Annotated in this window: 9 protein-coding genes and 1 tRNA gene; 7 read left to right on the top strand and 3 right to left on the bottom strand. The window is 72.6% G+C overall.

Features of this window, described 5'->3' with window-relative positions; genetic code table 11:
• Positions 1–40 precede the first annotated feature (40 nt).
• A complete protein-coding gene (locus ESZ52_RS04450; RefSeq protein WP_131103866.1) occupies positions 41–1,243 on the top strand; it encodes a PrsW family intramembrane metalloprotease in 1,203 nt (400 codons plus the stop codon).
• A 55-nt stretch (positions 1,244–1,298) separates the two neighbouring features.
• On the opposite strand, the gene ESZ52_RS04455 is transcribed toward ESZ52_RS04450, so the two are convergent.
• Complete coding sequence (locus ESZ52_RS04455) at positions 1,299–2,528, bottom strand: citrate synthase (RefSeq protein ID WP_131103867.1); 1,230 nt, start codon at positions 2,526–2,528, stop codon at positions 1,299–1,301.
• 63 nt (positions 2,529–2,591) lie between these two features.
• Between ESZ52_RS04455 and ESZ52_RS04460 the strand changes: the two genes are divergently transcribed.
• Together ESZ52_RS04460 and ESZ52_RS04465 are read left to right on the top strand one after the other, a co-directional pair.
• A complete protein-coding gene (locus tag ESZ52_RS04460; RefSeq protein ID WP_131103868.1) occupies positions 2,592–3,755 on the top strand; it encodes a citrate/2-methylcitrate synthase in 1,164 nt (387 codons plus the stop codon).
• A gap of 20 nt (positions 3,756–3,775) precedes the next feature.
• Positions 3,776–4,498, top strand: a complete 723-nt coding sequence (locus ESZ52_RS04465) for a VOC family protein (protein WP_131103869.1) — start codon at positions 3,776–3,778, stop codon at positions 4,496–4,498.
• 4 nt (positions 4,499–4,502) lie between these two features.
• Here the strand turns inward: ESZ52_RS04465 and ESZ52_RS04470 are convergent, their stop codons facing one another.
• Positions 4,503–5,501, bottom strand: coding sequence for a helix-turn-helix domain-containing protein (locus ESZ52_RS04470; protein WP_131103870.1), 999 nt, complete (start codon positions 5,499–5,501; stop codon positions 4,503–4,505).
• Between the two features lie 118 nt (positions 5,502–5,619).
• Between ESZ52_RS04470 and ESZ52_RS04475 the strand changes: the two genes are divergently transcribed.
• Entirely contained in the window at positions 5,620–10,533 is a 4,914-nt protein-coding gene (locus ESZ52_RS04475) for a S8 family serine peptidase (protein WP_181009933.1), read from the top strand.
• 72 nt (positions 10,534–10,605) lie between these two features.
• On the opposite strand, the gene ESZ52_RS04480 is transcribed toward ESZ52_RS04475, so the two are convergent.
• Positions 10,606–10,678: transfer RNA gene (locus ESZ52_RS04480), tRNA-Arg, on the bottom strand.
• 42 nt (positions 10,679–10,720) lie between these two features.
• On the opposite strand from ESZ52_RS04480, the gene tyrA reads away from it, so the two are divergent.
• The 3 genes from tyrA to ESZ52_RS04495 all read left to right on the top strand — a co-directional run bounded on the left by tyrA (position 10,721) and on the right by ESZ52_RS04495 (position 15,313).
• A complete protein-coding gene (gene tyrA, locus ESZ52_RS04485; RefSeq protein ID WP_131103872.1) occupies positions 10,721–11,863 on the top strand; it encodes a bifunctional chorismate mutase/prephenate dehydrogenase in 1,143 nt (380 codons plus the stop codon).
• Between the two features lie 103 nt (positions 11,864–11,966).
• The gene (locus tag ESZ52_RS04490) at positions 11,967–13,670 is read left to right on the top strand and encodes a dynamin family protein (protein WP_131103873.1); all 1,704 of its coding nucleotides are present in this window, start codon (positions 11,967–11,969) and stop codon (positions 13,668–13,670) included.
• Positions 13,667–15,313, top strand: coding sequence for a YfjP family GTPase (locus ESZ52_RS04495; protein ID WP_238154471.1), 1,647 nt, complete (start codon positions 13,667–13,669; stop codon positions 15,311–15,313). The genes ESZ52_RS04490 and ESZ52_RS04495 overlap by 4 nt, the downstream gene beginning before the upstream one ends.
• Positions 15,314–15,352 lie beyond the last annotated feature (39 nt).

Genomic DNA, 15,352 nt, shown 5'->3' on the forward strand with positions numbered 1-15,352 from the left:
CAGCGTAGGGGTTGCCGACCGGCGGGATAACCTCGCCTCCATGTCGCACGCGCCCCTGCCGCCACCCACGGGTGACCCCGTGCACGCCGGGTGGCACCAGCTGATGACCTACCAGCCCCAGGTGCCGGCCCCGGCGAACCCCACCCGGCGCCCGGTGCTGCGGGGCATCGTCGTCTGGAGCGCCGTCGCGGTCGTCTTCGGGCTGGCGGCCCTGGCGATGACCTTCGTGGTGACCACGGCGGTCGGCCCCCGCGCCGCCCTGCTGGCCCTGGTGAGCTCGGCGATCGCGCTGGGGATCGTCATACCCCTCTTCCTGTGGGTCGACCGGCTGGAGTCCGAGCCGCCGCGCCTGCTGTGGTTCGCGTTCCTGTGGGGCGCGCTGATCTCCACGCTCGGGGCGCTCGTGCTGGGTGAGCTGGGCCTGGCCTTCTTCGGCGGGCTGGACGCCGACCCGACGGTGGTCGGCGCGGTGCTCGTCGCGCCGGTGACCGAGGAGGTGCTCAAGGGGCTGGGGGTGCTGCTGCTCTTCCTGCTGGCCCGCCGCGAGTTCAACGGGGTCATCGACGGCATCGTCTACGCCGGCATCGTCGCGGCCGGCTTCGCCTTCGTGGAGAACATCCTCTACCTCGGCACCATGTACGTCGACGGCGGCGTGCCGGGCCTCGTCGCGATCTTCGTGATGCGCTGCCTGGTCAGCCCGTTCGCGCACCCGATGTTCACCATCTGCATCGGGCTGGCCCTCGGGCTGATCGCGCACCGCCGCCGCTGGAGCTCGGCCTGGGTCGTGCTGCTCGGGCTGGCCGGCGCGATCTTCCTGCACGGGCTGTGGAACTACAGCGCGGTCGTGCAGTCCGAGGCCTACCTGCTGATCTTCGTGCTGGTCCAGATCCCGCTCTTCGTCGGCTTCCTGCTGCTGCTCTGGTGGGCCCGCCGCCGGGAGTCCCGCCTGCTGCGCGACATCCTGACCGGCTACGGCCTCAACGGCTGGTACACCCCCGCCGAGGTCGCCATGCTCGCCGACCCGGGCGAGCGCCGACGGGCCCGGGCCTGGGCCCGAGGGGTCGCGGGCCGGCGCGCCCAGCAGGCGATGCGGGCCTTCCAGGACGAGAGCGGGGAGCTGGCCATGGTGCGCAAGCACCTGGTGCACGACGGGACCGGGGCCGACCCGCAGTGGCTGGAGCACGAGCGACGCCTGCTGGAGACGGTCAGCGCCCACCGCCGGGTCTTCGTCCCCGGGGCCTGACCCAGGAGCCTGACCCAGGAGCGTGACCCGGCCAGCGTCGCCTGAGGAGCGTGGCTCAGGACTGGCGGGGGCCGCTGTAGACCCCCCGGAGGCGGAACCGCATACCGGGCTCGCGCAGCTCCTCGACCGCGTGCGCGGTCCAGCCGGCCGTGCGGGCGCAGGCGAAGATCACCGGCCCCGCATCTCGCGGCAGGCGCAGGGTGCACACCAGGAGCGCGAGTGCCACGTCGACGTTGAGCACCCAGCCGCGTCGCTCGAGCAGCTCTGCCTCGACGGTGCGCAGCGCCGCCAGCTCGGCGCGGTCGCACTCCGGCTCCAGCAGATCGAGCAGGAGCTGGGCCCGGGGGTCCTGCTCGGTGTAGACCACGTGCCCGAAGCCGGGTGGACGTCGGCCGGTCAGCGCCGCGTCGATGGCCGCCTGCGGGTCGTGGAGCGCCCCGGTCAGCCAGTCCAGCGCCTGCAGCGAAGCGGTGAGGTGCAGCGGACTGTCGGCCGCGGCGAGCCCGGCGAGGAGCGCGCTGTAGGGGTCGGCGCCGGAGGAGACCGCGACGCGGACCGCGGTGGTCGACACGGCGAGGTCGTGGTCGGCCAGGAGCACCAGGGCCGCGTCCAGCAGGTCAGCCGGGGAACCGGCGAGGTATGTGGTCAAGGTCGCCGCCAGGGTCGGCCCGCCCGTCGGCGCGGGGTGGGCACCGGGGAGAGACAGGCCCATGAAGGCCGCTGCCCGCGCGCCCGCCCGGGCGAAAGCCGTCGGGCTGCGGTCATGCCGTCCCAGGTCGGTCGTCCCGGCGACGAGCACGGCATGCTTGAACCGGTCCATGACACCGGTCCGGTCCGGCATCGCGCCGGTGAGGGTCGTGAGGGACTCCCGCTCGCCCCGGCCCGGCCAGGGTGCCTCGGACGGCATGCCGACCAGCAGCTCCCGGACCTGCTCGAAGGTGTGCGTGCCGGCCAGGTCGGCGACGTCGTGGCCGCGGTAGGCCAGCCGGCCCGCGGTGACCTCGGTGACCTGGGTGCGGACGTCGTCGCTGGCGGCCGGACCGCCGCGTCGCCCGGCGCGTCCGCCCTGGAGGAGTCCACGCACATCGGTGAGGGCGAAGAGGCTCCCGGTGCCCGGTGCGCGTCGGACCGGGGTGAGCACCCCACGGCTGACGTAGGCGTAGACCGTCTGCACCTTCACCCCGAGGTAGTCCGCCACCTGCGTCGTGGTCAGCTCACCGTCCATCCGTGCGTCCATCCGTGCGTCCTTCTGTGCGTCCATCTGTCCACCCATCTCCCCGTCCATACCGCCATCATATTGATGTGATCAACGTTGACATGACGATCAACACTGCGTCACGCTCACGGCATGGACCAGACCCAGAACGGCACGTTGACCACCCCGCCCGGCCTCAAGGGCGTCGTCGTCGCGGACACCCGCACCGGCGACGTGCGCGGCGAGGAGGGGTTCTACCACTTCAGGGAGTACTCGGCGGTGGAGCTGGCCCGGTCCCGCAGCTTCGAGGACGTCTGCCACCTGATGCTGGAGGGCACCCTGCCCACGGCCGCGGAGTCGCAGGCCCTGCAGGACCGCATCGCGGAGGCAGCCGTGCTGCCGCACGCGCTGCTCGAGGTCCTCCTCGACGTGGCGCGCTCCGGGCCGGACCGTGCCTCGCTGGCCCGGCTGCGCACCGCGGTCTCGCACCTGGGCGCCATCGAGGGCTTCGGGCCCACCTACGGCGCCGACCCTGCGCAGGTCCGCGCCGACGTCCTGCGCCTGGTGGGGGCGGTACCGGTGATCCAGGCCGCGCTCCACCGGCTGCGCCAGGGCCTGGAGCCGCTGCCGGCCCGGCCCGAGCTCGGCGCGGCCGGCAGCTGGCTGTGGATGCTGACCGGGGAGGAGCCGAGCGCCCAGCACAGCCGCGCGATCACGGCATACCTCACCAGCACGGTCGACCACGGCTTCAGCGCGAGCACCTTCGCCGCCCGGGTGGTGACCTCCGCGGGCTCCGACGTCGCCTCGGCCGTGTGCGCCGCGATCGGCACCTTCGCCGGGCCGTTGCACGGTGGCGCCCCCGACCGCGCGCTGGACTCCCTGGACGAGATCGGCTCGCCGGAAAGGGCCCGCGCGTGGGTGCGCGACAAGGTCGCCGCCGGGGAACGGATCATGGGCTTCGGGCACGCCGTCTACCGGGTGATGGACCCCCGGGCGGCGATGCTGCGCGAGATCGCCCAGGAGCTGGGCGGGCCGCTGGCCGACCTGGCGGTGCGGGTCGAGCGGGAGGTCGTGGAGGCGCTCGCCGAGCTCAAGCCCGGCCGCGCGCTGCACACCAACGTCGAGTACTACGCGGGCGTGGTGATGGAGCAGTGCGGCATCCCGCGCGAGATGTTCACGCCCACCTTCGCGACCGCGCGGGTCGTCGGCTGGGGCGCGCACATCCTCGAGCAGGCGCAGGAGAGCAAGATCTTCCGTCCGGCGGCACGGTATGTCGGTCCCGAGGCACCCGTCCCGGTGCCGGACGCCGGGGCGTAGCTGGGCCCTAGAGTCTCCCCATGCGACTGGAGAACATCGTCATGCAGGCGCGGGACCCCGAGCGGACGGGAGCCTTCTGGTCCGCAGCGCTGGGCCTGGTCGACGGTCGGCCGCCGCACGAGGGTGACTACGAGGGCCGGTTGACGATCCCCGGGGGGCCCTGGCTCGACATCTGCATCGAGCCGGTCCCCCACCCGCCGCCACCGGGCTGGCGGCTGCACCTCGACCTGCTCGGCGGGGTGCGGCAGCAGGAGGTGGTCGACCGGCTCCTCGGCCTGGGTGCCCGGCGGATCGACATCGGCCAGCGCGCCGTGCCGTGGGTCGTCCTCGCCGACCCGGACGGCAACCCGTTCTGCGTCATGGACGAGCGTGCGCCCTACCAGGACACCGGGCCCATCGCGGCGCTGCCGCTGGACAGCGCGGATCCGGAGCGCGACGGGCAGTTCTGGGCGGCGGTCACCGGCTGGGTGCCGGCCGACGGTATCGGTCCGGTGACCCTGCGCCACGCCAGCCTCCGCGGCCCGCTGCTCGAGCTGTGCCATGAACCGGAGCCGAAGGCGCGACAGAACCGCACCCACCTCGACGTCCGACCCGAGCCGGGCGGCCCGGACCAGGTCGAGCTGGTCGAGCTGGCACTCTCCCTCGGCGCCACCCGGGCCACCGAGGACTGGGCCCAGGGGCACCCGTGGGTGGTCCTGCGGGACCCGTCCGGCAACGAGTTCTGCGTCCTGGCGTCCGGGTAGCGGTCTACAGCGAGGCGCGGTCCTGCTGGTGCTGCCGACTCGCTGCCCGGAAGCCGGCCTGGAACCGGGTGCGGCTGTCGAGCTGGGTGAAGAGGGCCTGCAGCTTGCGTTGGAGCGTGCGCGTGCTGATGCCGAGCTGGCGGGCTACTGCGTCGTCCTGCATGCCACTGGCGAGCAGCGAGACCATGTCCTGCTCCAGGGCGTCCGGGTGGGTCGCCCCCGGGGTCGCCGTGGCGAGGTCGAGCGGGGCGGCCGTGCGCCACAGCACCTCGAACAGGGAGATGAGTGCATCGAGCAGGGCGCTGGAGTGCACGATCAGCGCACTCTCGACCGTCACCGACCGGGAGGTCAGGGGGAGGAGCGCGAACTTGTCGTCGATGACCGTCAGCTTCGTGGGGATGTCGGCGATGCGGGCGATCTCGCCGTGGGCCGTCGCGCGCTGCACATTGGCCAGCATGCTCGGTGAGTCGAAGGAGGTCGGGCAGTAGATGCACCGTACGGTGACTCCTCGGCGCATCGCGGCTTCCTGGGTCACGTTCGGTCGGGAGGTGTCGATGGCGAAGGGTGGCTTGACCAGACCCAGCACCTGGTGCTGTGCCGCCTCGTGCAGCTGGTAGAAACGCTGGGCGATCACGTCGCCTCCGGTGACCACCTCCAGGAGCTCCTCGGGGCGTTCGACGGTGTGGACTGCCGCCTCGGCCATCAGCACGCTCGCCGCGGCCCGGCTGGAGGCGACCTCGTCCTGGCGCCGGGCAGCCAACGCGTCGAGCGCCACGCCCGGAGGGGTCGCGGTGAGACGCAGTGGTCTTCCGGGCAGCCTGCTGACCAGACCGAGCTCTTCCAGGCTCGGCAGCATCCGGCGCAGCGACTCCCTGGACAGCTGCGCCCGCTCCGCCAGGCTGGCCAGCGTCGAGGGGCCGCTCCGGAGCAGGGCACGGTAGGTGGCCTCCTCCGTCCCGGACACGCCGAGCCCTCCGAGCAGGAGGTTTCCGTGCTCCGCCATTTCTTCGCCTCGTCAGGTGGCTAGTTGTCGACATGGCGAGGGTACGCCACCGCAAAGCATTGACATGGCTCTCGGCGCCGGAATCCAATGGGCTACCCCTACCGATCGAGGAGCCTCAATGCCATTCCAGCCTGCCCACGCGGCGCGGCGACGCCTGCCCGGAGCGCGACGACTAGCCTACGGCGTCCTGGCCACGCCGCTGGTCCTGTCGCCGCTCGCGACGGTGGCGCAGGGTATGGACGGACCGAACCTGGCCGCGGTGGCGGCGACCGACCGGACCGGAGCGCCCGAGACGGCCGCGGGTGCAGCGGGAGAGGGGGCAGAGACGGTCACCCTGATCACGGGCGACACGGTCCAGCTCACGACGGGACCGGACGGCCGGCAGCTGGCCAGCGTCCGGCCCGCGCCCGACGGCCGGGCGAGCGGATTCTGGACCCACCGCGACGATGGCGACCTCTACGTCGTGCCCAACGGCTTGATGCCGCTGATCCCGGAACGGCTCGACCCCGCGCTCTTCAACGTCACCGACCTGGTCGAGGCGGGATACACCGACGCCCGGATGGACTCGGTGCCGCTCATCCTCACCTACGAGGAAGGTACATCGGTGCCGGCGGCGGCCTGGGCCGTCGACGGTGACGTCGACGGTGACGTCCAGCAGCTGGAGAGCATCAACGGTCTGAGCATCACGCTGGACAAGGACGACGACACCGCAGAGCTGGCCACGGCGCTCGAGCAGCTGGCCAGGGGCCGACAGACCGGGCAGGGCCCGCTCGCCGGCCTGGACAAGGTCTGGTTGGACCACCCCGTCGAGGCGATGCTGGAGCACAGCGTCCCTCAGATCGGTGCGCCGACCGCGTGGGAGCAGGGGTATGACGGCAGCGGGGTCACCGTCGCGGTGCTCGACTCCGGCATCGACGACGAGCACCCGGACCTGGCCGGCCAGGTGGTCGCCAGCGAGAACTTCAGTGACTCGGACACCGCCAAGGATCGCGACGGTCACGGGACGCACGTCGCCGCGACCGTCGCGGGGACCGGGGCGGCTTCGGACGGCCGGTCCGTCGGAGTCGCTCCCGGAGCCGGTCTGCTCAACGGCAAGGTGCTCGACGACTTCGGCAACGGCACGACGAGCGGGTTGATCGAGGGCATGGAGTGGGCGGTCGAGCAGGGCGCCGACGTCGTGAACCTGAGCGTCGGCGTGCGGGGCTTCTACTCCGACGGGACCGACCCCGGCAGCATGGCCGTCAACGCACTCGTCGAGGAGCACGGCACGCTGTTCGTCATCGCGGCCGGCAACGACGGTCCCGGGGAGAGCACCGTCACCGCACCCGGCTCGGCGGACCTCGCGCTGACCGTCGGGGCCGTGGACCGGAACGAGGACATCGCCAGCTTCTCCAGCCGGGGGCCCCGCTTCGGCGACCACGCGGTCAAGCCGGAGATCACCGGTCCCGGTGTCGACATCGTGGCCGCCCGGGCCGCCGGCACGTGGGCCGGGTTCCCGGTCGACGACAGCTACACCTCGATGTCCGGCACCTCGATGGCGGCCCCGCACGTGGCGGGCGCGGCTGCCCTGGTGGCCCAGGCGCGTCCGGAGCTGACCGGTGTGGAGCTCAGGGCGCTGCTCGTCGGCACGGCGGTGCCCAACGAGGACCTCAGGGTGCTCGACCAGGGCGCCGGCCGGGTCAACGTGCCCACCGCGCTGACCGGTGAGGCCATCGCCGAGCCGGTGGCACTGCACCTGGGCAGCTACGGCTTCCCGCACGAGCAGGTGCAGGTGGAGGAGACGGTCACCTATCGCAACCTGGGGGAGGAGCCCCTGACGCTGGACCTGGTGGCCACGGCACGCAACGCCGAGGGAGAGCCTGCGCACCAGGACGCTGTCTCGGTCAGCCCGACGAGTCTGACGGTGCCCGCTGGGGAGAGCGCCTCGGCGACGGTCACCCTCGACACCGCCGCACCCGGCGTGGGCCAGTTCGGCGGCGCCGTCGTCGCGACCTCGGCGTCGGGTGAGACCGTGTCCACCCCGCTGAGCTACTACAAGGAGCCCGAGCGCTACGACGTCGTGGTCGAGGGCATCGCCCGCGACGGCCGTCCGGCGCAGGGCAGCTTCACGGTGCTGGACGTGGCGGACGGAAGCGTGTCGGCCACCCGCAACTGGGGCACGGACGACAGCTCGTGCACGACCGACTCCTGGGCCATGAGCAACTGCATCCGCCTGGAGCCCGGGACCTACTCGATCTCCGGTGTCGTGTTCACCATGCCCGAGGGCCAGTCCTCCACGGCACCGCCCGCCTTCGACGAGTACGCCCTCAACACCTCGCTCGTCGCAGACCCGGAGGTCACCATCGACGGGCCGACCACGCTCACCCTGGATGCCAGGGACGCGGTCGAGGTCCAGATCCAGACCCCCGAGCACGAGGCCCGTCCGGCGACCGGTTCCGCGCTGCACGTCGGCCTGGACCGGGTCGCCCAGGACGGTACGGCGCTCAGCCAGGGGCAGTTCATCACCCCCCGGACGATGGTCGAGTCACGGCTGTTCATGACGCCGACCGACGACGTGCAGCTCGGCGAGCTGTCGGCATACACCCAGTGGACGCTGGAGGCCCCGGACGTCGCCCTCCAGGTGGCCGGGAACGACGCACTCTCCCTGGACCCCCACTACTTCGACCCGTACTACTTCAGTGACCACAGCTGGCAGTTCCCGCGGCTCGAGGGGGAGCACTCGCTGCCGGTCATCGACGTGGGGACGGCGACGGCGGAGGAGATCGCCGGAACCGAGCTGACCGGGGCCCTCGCCCTCGTCCGCAGCTCCGACGCACTCTCCGCCGGTGAGCAGTCCAACAACGCGGCCGAGGCGGGAGCGGCGATGGTGGCGGTCTACCACGACACCCCGGGCTCGGACCCCCACCCGGGAGCCACCGGCATCCTGCTGGAGGTGCCCACGGTGCGGCTCTCGCACGCCGAGGGGACCGGCCTGCTGGAGCTGCTCGGTCAGGGACCGGTCACGGTCCTCGCCGCCGGTGAGCCCGCCAGCCCCTACCGGTACAACCTGCGACTGACCGAGGAGGGCGGCATCCCGGCGGAGCTGGAGTATGTGCTCGACACCGATGAGCTCGCTGCGGTGACCAACGGGTTCCACAGCCAGCTGAGTACCGAGGTGACCCTGACCGAGACCTGGTACACGCAGCGCGTCGGGGACAACTTCGCCATCACCTTCCCGACACCGACGCTGGGCGGGCCGCGCGAGCGGGTGGACTACTACGTGGCCGACCCCGGACTGGAGTACATCCAGGGCATCGAGACACCCGAGAACCAGTACAACTACCTCTGGCCGAGCGACCCGCAGGCGCGGATCTACCTCGTCAACCAGCCGCAGACCTTCGGGCCCGGGGAGCGCCTCGAGCGCTCCTGGCTCCAGGCACCACTGCGACCCGGTCTGTGGCCCGAGCGCTCGATCATGCGGACCGAGGACTTCCTGGACATCCGGCTGGCCGCCTTCGTCGACGGCGAGGGAAACACCTCCGAGGGCTCGACCTCGTACTTCGACAACGGGTTCGACGTCACGATGAGGCTGTTCGCCGACGGTGAGCTGGTGATGGAGAGCGACTACGCCAACGGCCGGTTGGACCTGCCGCCCGACGCGGAGGACTACCGCCTCGAGTACGAGGTGGACAACCATGCGCCGTGGGCCGAGCTGGCGACGCACACCATCTCGGCGTGGACCTATCAGTCGACCCGTCCGCAGGGCGACCAGACCCGCATCGAGCCGTTGCTGACCGTCGACTACGACCTCGACGTCGACCTGCAGAACAGGCTACGTCCGGCCTCACCGACCGACGGTCCGGCCACCATCGAGTTCACGGTGAGGCACCAGACCGGTGCGTCGCAGTCCCAGATCCTGCCCGACGCCTCGTTGGACATCTCCTACGACGGCGGGACCACCTGGAGGTCGGTCGAGAACCTGCGCGAGCTCGAGAACGGGCGCTTCGCAGGCGATCTGCCGGCCGAGGTCCCGGAGCAGAACGACGGGACGCTCTCCCTGCGGATGAGCGCCCAGGACGCAGCCGGCAGCACGGTGGAGCAGGAGGTGCACCGGGCCGCCGGGTTGCCCGAGCCGGTCGAGGGCGAGCCGGTGGAGGTCGACCGGATCTCCGGCAAGCACCGCTACGCCACCGCGGCAGCGACCGCGCTGGCGTTCGGGGAGGTCGACACGGTCTACCTGGCCAGCGGCCAGCAGTTCCCGGACGCGCTGAGCGGCGTGGCCCCCGCCGTCCGTGACGGGGCCCCGGTCCTGCTCACCAGGGCGGGGCAGCTGCCGAGCGACACCAAGGCAGCCATGGTCGAGCTGGCCCCGGAGACCGTCCTCGTCCTGGGTGGCGACCAGGCGGTCAGCGACACCGTGCTCGACGAGGTGGGTTCGTTGACCGGGGCGAAGGTCTCGCGAGTCGCCGGTCGGGACCGCTACGGCACAGCCGCGGAGCTGGCGCTCGAACGGTTCGTCCCGGACGACGTCGACACGGTCTACGTCGCCTCGGGCCGGGAGTTCGCGGACTCCCTGTCCGCTGGTCCGCTCGCCGGCCAAGGCGGTGACCCGGTGGTCCTCACCAAGCCTGACGACCTGCCGTCCGCCACGATCCAGGCCCTGACGGCACTGGCTCCGGAGCGGATCGTGGTGCTGGGCGGCGAGGTGGCGGTCGACGACGCGGTCTACAGCGAGCTGAGGGGCTATGCCGACACCGTCGAGCGGCTGGCGGGTGAGACCCGGTACGAGACCGCGGCGTTCGTCGCCGAGCGGGTCGCACCGACCGGCCGCGAGTTCGTGGCCTCCGGGCAGGAGTACGCGGACGCCCTCTCCGGTGGCGCGCTGGCCGGCCTCCACGGCAGCCCGGTGCTGCTGACCAAGGCGGAGGAGCTGCCCTCGGTCACCGGTGACGCGCTGACGGAGCGTGAGCCCTCGCAGGTGACCCTGCTGGGTGGCGAGCTCCGGATCCCCGATGCGGTGCGCGCCGCGATCGAGGAGCTGTTCCGGCCCTGATCGCCGTCCGTCGACCAAGGGGCGCCGGTGGTCCAACCACCGGCGCCCCTGGCGTCAGGCACACTCCCGGCGCGCCCCCGGCAGGACTCGAACCTGCAACCTACGGATTAGAAGGCCGGTGCTCTATCCATTGAGCTACGGGGGCCGGAAGGTCACAGTGTAGGTGGGCCGTTCTAGGATCGACCGAATGACGGACAGAGCGGGCGCGGAGCAGCCGCTGGACGCGCTGCGCGGCCAGATCGACGAGGTGGACCGAGAGCTGGTGGGGCTGCTGGCCCGCCGGCTGGAGCTGGTCTCGCAGGTCGGGGAGGTCAAGGGACAGCACGGCCTGCCGATCTACGCTCCGGAGCGTGAGGCGACGATGATCGCCGCCAAGCGGGCCCTCGCCGAGGAGCAGGGCGTGCCGCCCGGTCTGGTGGAGGACGTCCTGCGCCGGTGCATGCGCGAGGCCTACACCCACGAGAAGAACATGGGTTTCACCACGCAGGCGCCCGACCTCGGGCCGGTCGTCGTGGTCGGCGGGGCCGGGCGGATGGGCGCCCTCTTCGGGCGCATGCTGCGCCTCTCCGGGTATGAGGTGCGGGTCGTCGAGCAGGAGCACTCGCCCCAGGAGGTGGCCGAGCTGGTCGAGGGTGCCGGGATGGTGCTGGTCTCGGTGCCCATCCACGAGACGGTCCGGGTCGTGCGTTCGCTGCCGCCGCTGCCCGCGGACTGCCTGCTCGCGGACCTCACCTCGACCAAGCGGGCCGTCATGCAGGCCATGCTCGAGGTGCACCCCGGGCCGGTGCTGGGGCTGCACCCGATGTTCGGTCCCGACGTGGACAGCTTCGCCAAGCAGGTCGTCGCCTACGTCCCCGGGCGGGATCCCGGTGCCAGCGACTGGCTGCTGGAGCAGATCCGCCTGTGGGGTGCCCGGCTGCACCGGGTCGACGCGGAGGAGCACGACCACGCCATGGGCCTGATTCAGGCCCTGCGGCACTTCTCCACCTTCGCCTACGGGGCCCACCTGGCCCAGGAGGACCGGGACCTGCCGACCCTGCTGGCGCTCTCCTCGCCGATCTACCGACTGGAGCTGATCATGGTCGGGCGGCTCTTCGCCCAGGATCCCGGGCTCTACTACGACATCATCACCGCCTCGCACGACGCGCTCGAGCTGGTCTCCCGCTACCACGAGCGCTACGGGCAGGCCATCGAGCTGCTGCGCAGCGGCGACCGCGAGGCCTTCGTCGCCCAGTTCGAGCAGGTCGGGGAGTGGTTCGGCGACTACGCCCAGCGCTTCCTCGCCGAGTCCGCGGCCCTGCTGGCCCACGCCGACGCCACCCGTACGTAACCGGCTCACCCCGCCCCGCGCCGAGCGGCTCACCGCCCTGCCTGGCCCTGTGGCCTGTCAGTTCGTCTTGGTCACCGGCACCAGTGCGGGGGAGACTGGGCCGGTGACCGACACCGACCCCGCGCAGCTGCTCGCTGCCGTCGAGCGGCTCCGGGACTCGGCCGACCGACTGCACCTGCCCCTCGCGGTCGCCAGCGCCGAGCCGGCCCGGGTCACCCGTCGCGAGCTGGTCCAGCAGCTGGACGACTACGTGCTGCCCCGGCTGCGTTCTCTCGACGCGCCCCTGCTGGCTGTCGTCGGGGGCTCCACCGGCAGCGGCAAGTCGACCTTGGTCAACTCGCTGGTCGGCCGGCAGGTGACCCGTCCGGGGGTGATCCGCCCGACCACCCGCGCCTCGGTCCTGGTCCACACCGAGCAGGACACCCGCTGGTTCACCGGCCGACGGGTGCTGCCGGACCTGGCCCGGGTGGTCGATGAGGCCGGCGCCGTGGACGACCCGGGTTCGGTCCGCCTGGTGGGCACCGACGCGCTCCCGTCCGGCCTGGCCCTGCTGGACGCTCCCGACATCGACTCGGTCGTCCAGGCCAACCGGCAGCTGTCCAAGCAGCTGCTGGCGGCGGCCGACCTGTGGCTGTTCGTCACCACGGCCGCCCGGTATGCCGATGCCGTCCCGTGGGACCTGCTGCGGGAGGCTTCGGAGCGGGGCACCTCGGTCGCCGTCGTGCTCAACCGGGTCCCCCCGGAGGCGCTGCGGGAGGTCCGGGTGCATCTGGCCACCATGCTGCGCGAGCAGGGGCTGGGCAAGGCACCGATCTTCGCCGTGCCCGAGGTCGACCTGGAGGACGGCCGCATACCGGAGCGGGAGGTGCAGCGGCTGCGCGGCTGGTTGCACTCCCTGGCCGGCGATGCCCGGGCGAGGTCGTTGGTCGTCCGCCGGACGCTGAGCGGGGCGCTGGGCTCCCTCGCCGGACGCGCGCAGGAGATCGCGGGGGCGGGGCGTGAGCAGGTGGCTGCACGCGAGCAGCTGCAGGAGGTGTCGAGGGCGGCCTACGCCGACGCCCTGCGCAACGTCGGCGAGGGCGTGCAGGACGGCTCGCTGCTGCGCGGGGAGGTGCTCGCCCGCTGGCAGGAGCTGGTGGGGACCGGGGAGTTCCTGCGCTCGGTCGAGGCCGGCGTGGGACGGGTCCGGGACCGCATCACCGCCTTCTTCACCGGCAGGGAGGTCAGCTCCGAACCCCTGGAGGAGGCGCTGCAGACCGGGGCCGCGGCGCTGATCACCTCGCACGGACAGGTCGCCGCCAGCACGGCGGCCCGGGCCTGGAGACGCAGCCGAGCAGGGGAGCCGTTGGTGCGCGAGCACCCGGAGCTCGGCAAGGCCACCCCCGGCTACCCGGAGGAGGTGGAGCGGCTCATCCGCGACTGGCAGCACGACATCCTGGAGATGGTGCGCGAGGAAGCCGGGTCCCGCCGCTCGACCGCCCGCTACCTTTCCTTCGGGGTCAACGGGCTGGCCGTGCTCCTGATGGTCCTGGTGTTCAGCGCCACCAGCTTCATCCCGACCGGGGCGGAGGTCGCCATCGCCGGCGGCTCTGCCGTCCTGGCCCAGCGTCTGCTGGAGGCGGTCTTCGGCGACCAGGCCGTGCGGGAGATGTCCCGCAAGGCGCGCACCGCCCTGCTGGCCAGGGTGGAGGCCCTCTACGAGCAGGAGCAGGCCCGCTTCGACGCGGTCCTGGAGGAGGTTCCCGTGCCCGAGCACGTCATCGGCGAGCTGGAGGCGGCCGCGGCCCAGGTGGAGGCGGCCCGGTGAGGCTGCGCCGCGGTGCACGAGAGGGAGCGGGGACGGTATCCGTCGCAGAGCGGGCCGACGCCCTGCGCTCGGCCCTCGACATCGGCGGGGACGAGCTCGACCCTGCCGCGAGCGAGCAGGCGCGGGCCGTCGTGGACCGGGCGGTCGAGCGCTCGGCACTGACCGGGGGCCGCACGGTCGTGGCCCTCGCCGGCGCCACCGGCTCGGGCAAGTCCAGCCTGTTCAACCGCCTGGCCGGCGGCGAGGTGTCCACGATCAGCCCCCGGCGCCCCACCACGGCCGAGGCCGGAGCGGCCATCTGGGGCGAGGAGGATGCCAGCGAGCTGCTCGACTGGCTCGGTGTGCACAACCGTCACCACGTGCCCGCCAGCGCCGAGGACGTCGACCTGGACGGCCTGGTGCTCGTGGACCTGCCCGACTTCGACTCCCGGGAGCTGCGGCACCGGGTCGAGGCCGACAAGATCCTGGAACGGGCCGACGTCTTCGTCTGGGTGACCGACCCCCAGAAGTATGCCGACGCCCGGCTGCACGACGACTACCTACGGCCGCTGCGGCACCACGACACCGTGATGCTGCTCGTCCTCAACCAGGCCGACAGGCTGCGGCAGGAGGGCGGCGTCGACCAGGTCGCGGACGACCTGCGGCGCCTGGTCCGCGAGGACGGTGCCGGTGACCACGAGGTCATCGTCACCTCGGCCCGGGTCGGCACCGGCCTGGACGAGCTGCGCAGACGTATCGGCCAGGTCGTGAGCGCCCGGAACGCCGCCGAGGCGCGGCTCGTGGCGGACCTGCGTACCCGGGCCGAGCAGGTCGCCGAGGGCGTCGCGCCGAGCACCCCGGACCTGGGAGAGGGTGTGGACAGGCGGTTGCACGAGACGCTCAAGGTGTCCTCGGGCGTGCCGGTCGTCCTGGACGCCGTCGAGCGCGACTACGTCCGGCAGGCCGCCCAGCGCACCGGTTGGCCCTTCACGCGGTGGGTGTCCGGGCTGAGGCCGGACCCGCTGCGCCGGCTCCGGCTGGGCGATGACCGGCCCGGCCCCACCGGCATCGCGCCCTCCGACGTGCGCGCCGTGCTGGGCCGTTCCTCGCTGCCGGCCCCCACCCCGGCGGCCCGCGCGAACGTCCAGCTGGCCACCCGCCGGCTCGGCGAGGAGGCCGGCGCCTCGCTGCCGCCGCGGTGGGCGGAGGCCGTGCTCGAGGCGGCCAGCCCGAAGGAGGACAACCTCGCGGACGCGCTGGACCAGGCGGTGGTGGGTGTCCCGTTGCGCAAGCGGGCCCCCCGTTGGTGGTCGGTCGTCGGCGTGCTGCAGCTCATCCTCGCGGTGGCTGCCGTGGTCGGCCTGGCCTGGTTGACGGTCCTGGCGGTCCTCGGGTGGTTTCAGATCCCGGCAGAGGCGCTCTTCTGGGGGCCGGTGCCGGTCCCGCTCGCGCTTCTCGTCGGCGGGCTGCTCGCGGGGCTGCTGGTCGCGGTGCTGGCACGGATCGCCGCCAGGGTCGGCGCCCGGCGACGGCGACGGCACGTCGAGCACCTCCTCGACGAGGCGATCGATGAGGTCGCCTACCAGCACGTGCGGCGGCCGATCACCACCGTCCTGGACCGGCACGACCGGACGCGCGAGCTGCTCTCCGTCGCCGCGTCCTAGCGCCCGGCTCGACCGACCCGTCGCCCTCCACATCCCCCG

This window comes from Ornithinimicrobium sufpigmenti, assembly GCF_004322775.1.
In the GTDB taxonomy this organism is placed as follows: domain Bacteria; phylum Actinomycetota; class Actinomycetes; order Actinomycetales; family Dermatophilaceae; genus Ornithinicoccus; species Ornithinicoccus sufpigmenti.

Coding starts and splice junctions, on each gene's coding strand:
- ESZ52_RS04455 (WP_131103867.1), bottom strand. CDS start 2,528: ATGGACGGGGAGATGGGTGGACAGATGGACGCACAGAAGGACGCACGG.
- tyrA (WP_131103872.1), top strand. CDS start 10,721: ATGACGGACAGAGCGGGCGCGGAGCAGCCGCTGGACGCGCTGCGCGGC.
- ESZ52_RS04470 (WP_131103870.1), bottom strand. CDS start 5,501: ATGGCGGAGCACGGAAACCTCCTGCTCGGAGGGCTCGGCGTGTCCGGG.
- ESZ52_RS04475 (WP_181009933.1), top strand. CDS start 5,620: ATGCCATTCCAGCCTGCCCACGCGGCGCGGCGACGCCTGCCCGGAGCG.
- ESZ52_RS04460 (WP_131103868.1), top strand. CDS start 2,592: ATGGACCAGACCCAGAACGGCACGTTGACCACCCCGCCCGGCCTCAAG.
- ESZ52_RS04465 (WP_131103869.1), top strand. CDS start 3,776: ATGCGACTGGAGAACATCGTCATGCAGGCGCGGGACCCCGAGCGGACG.
- ESZ52_RS04450 (WP_131103866.1), top strand. CDS start 41: ATGTCGCACGCGCCCCTGCCGCCACCCACGGGTGACCCCGTGCACGCC.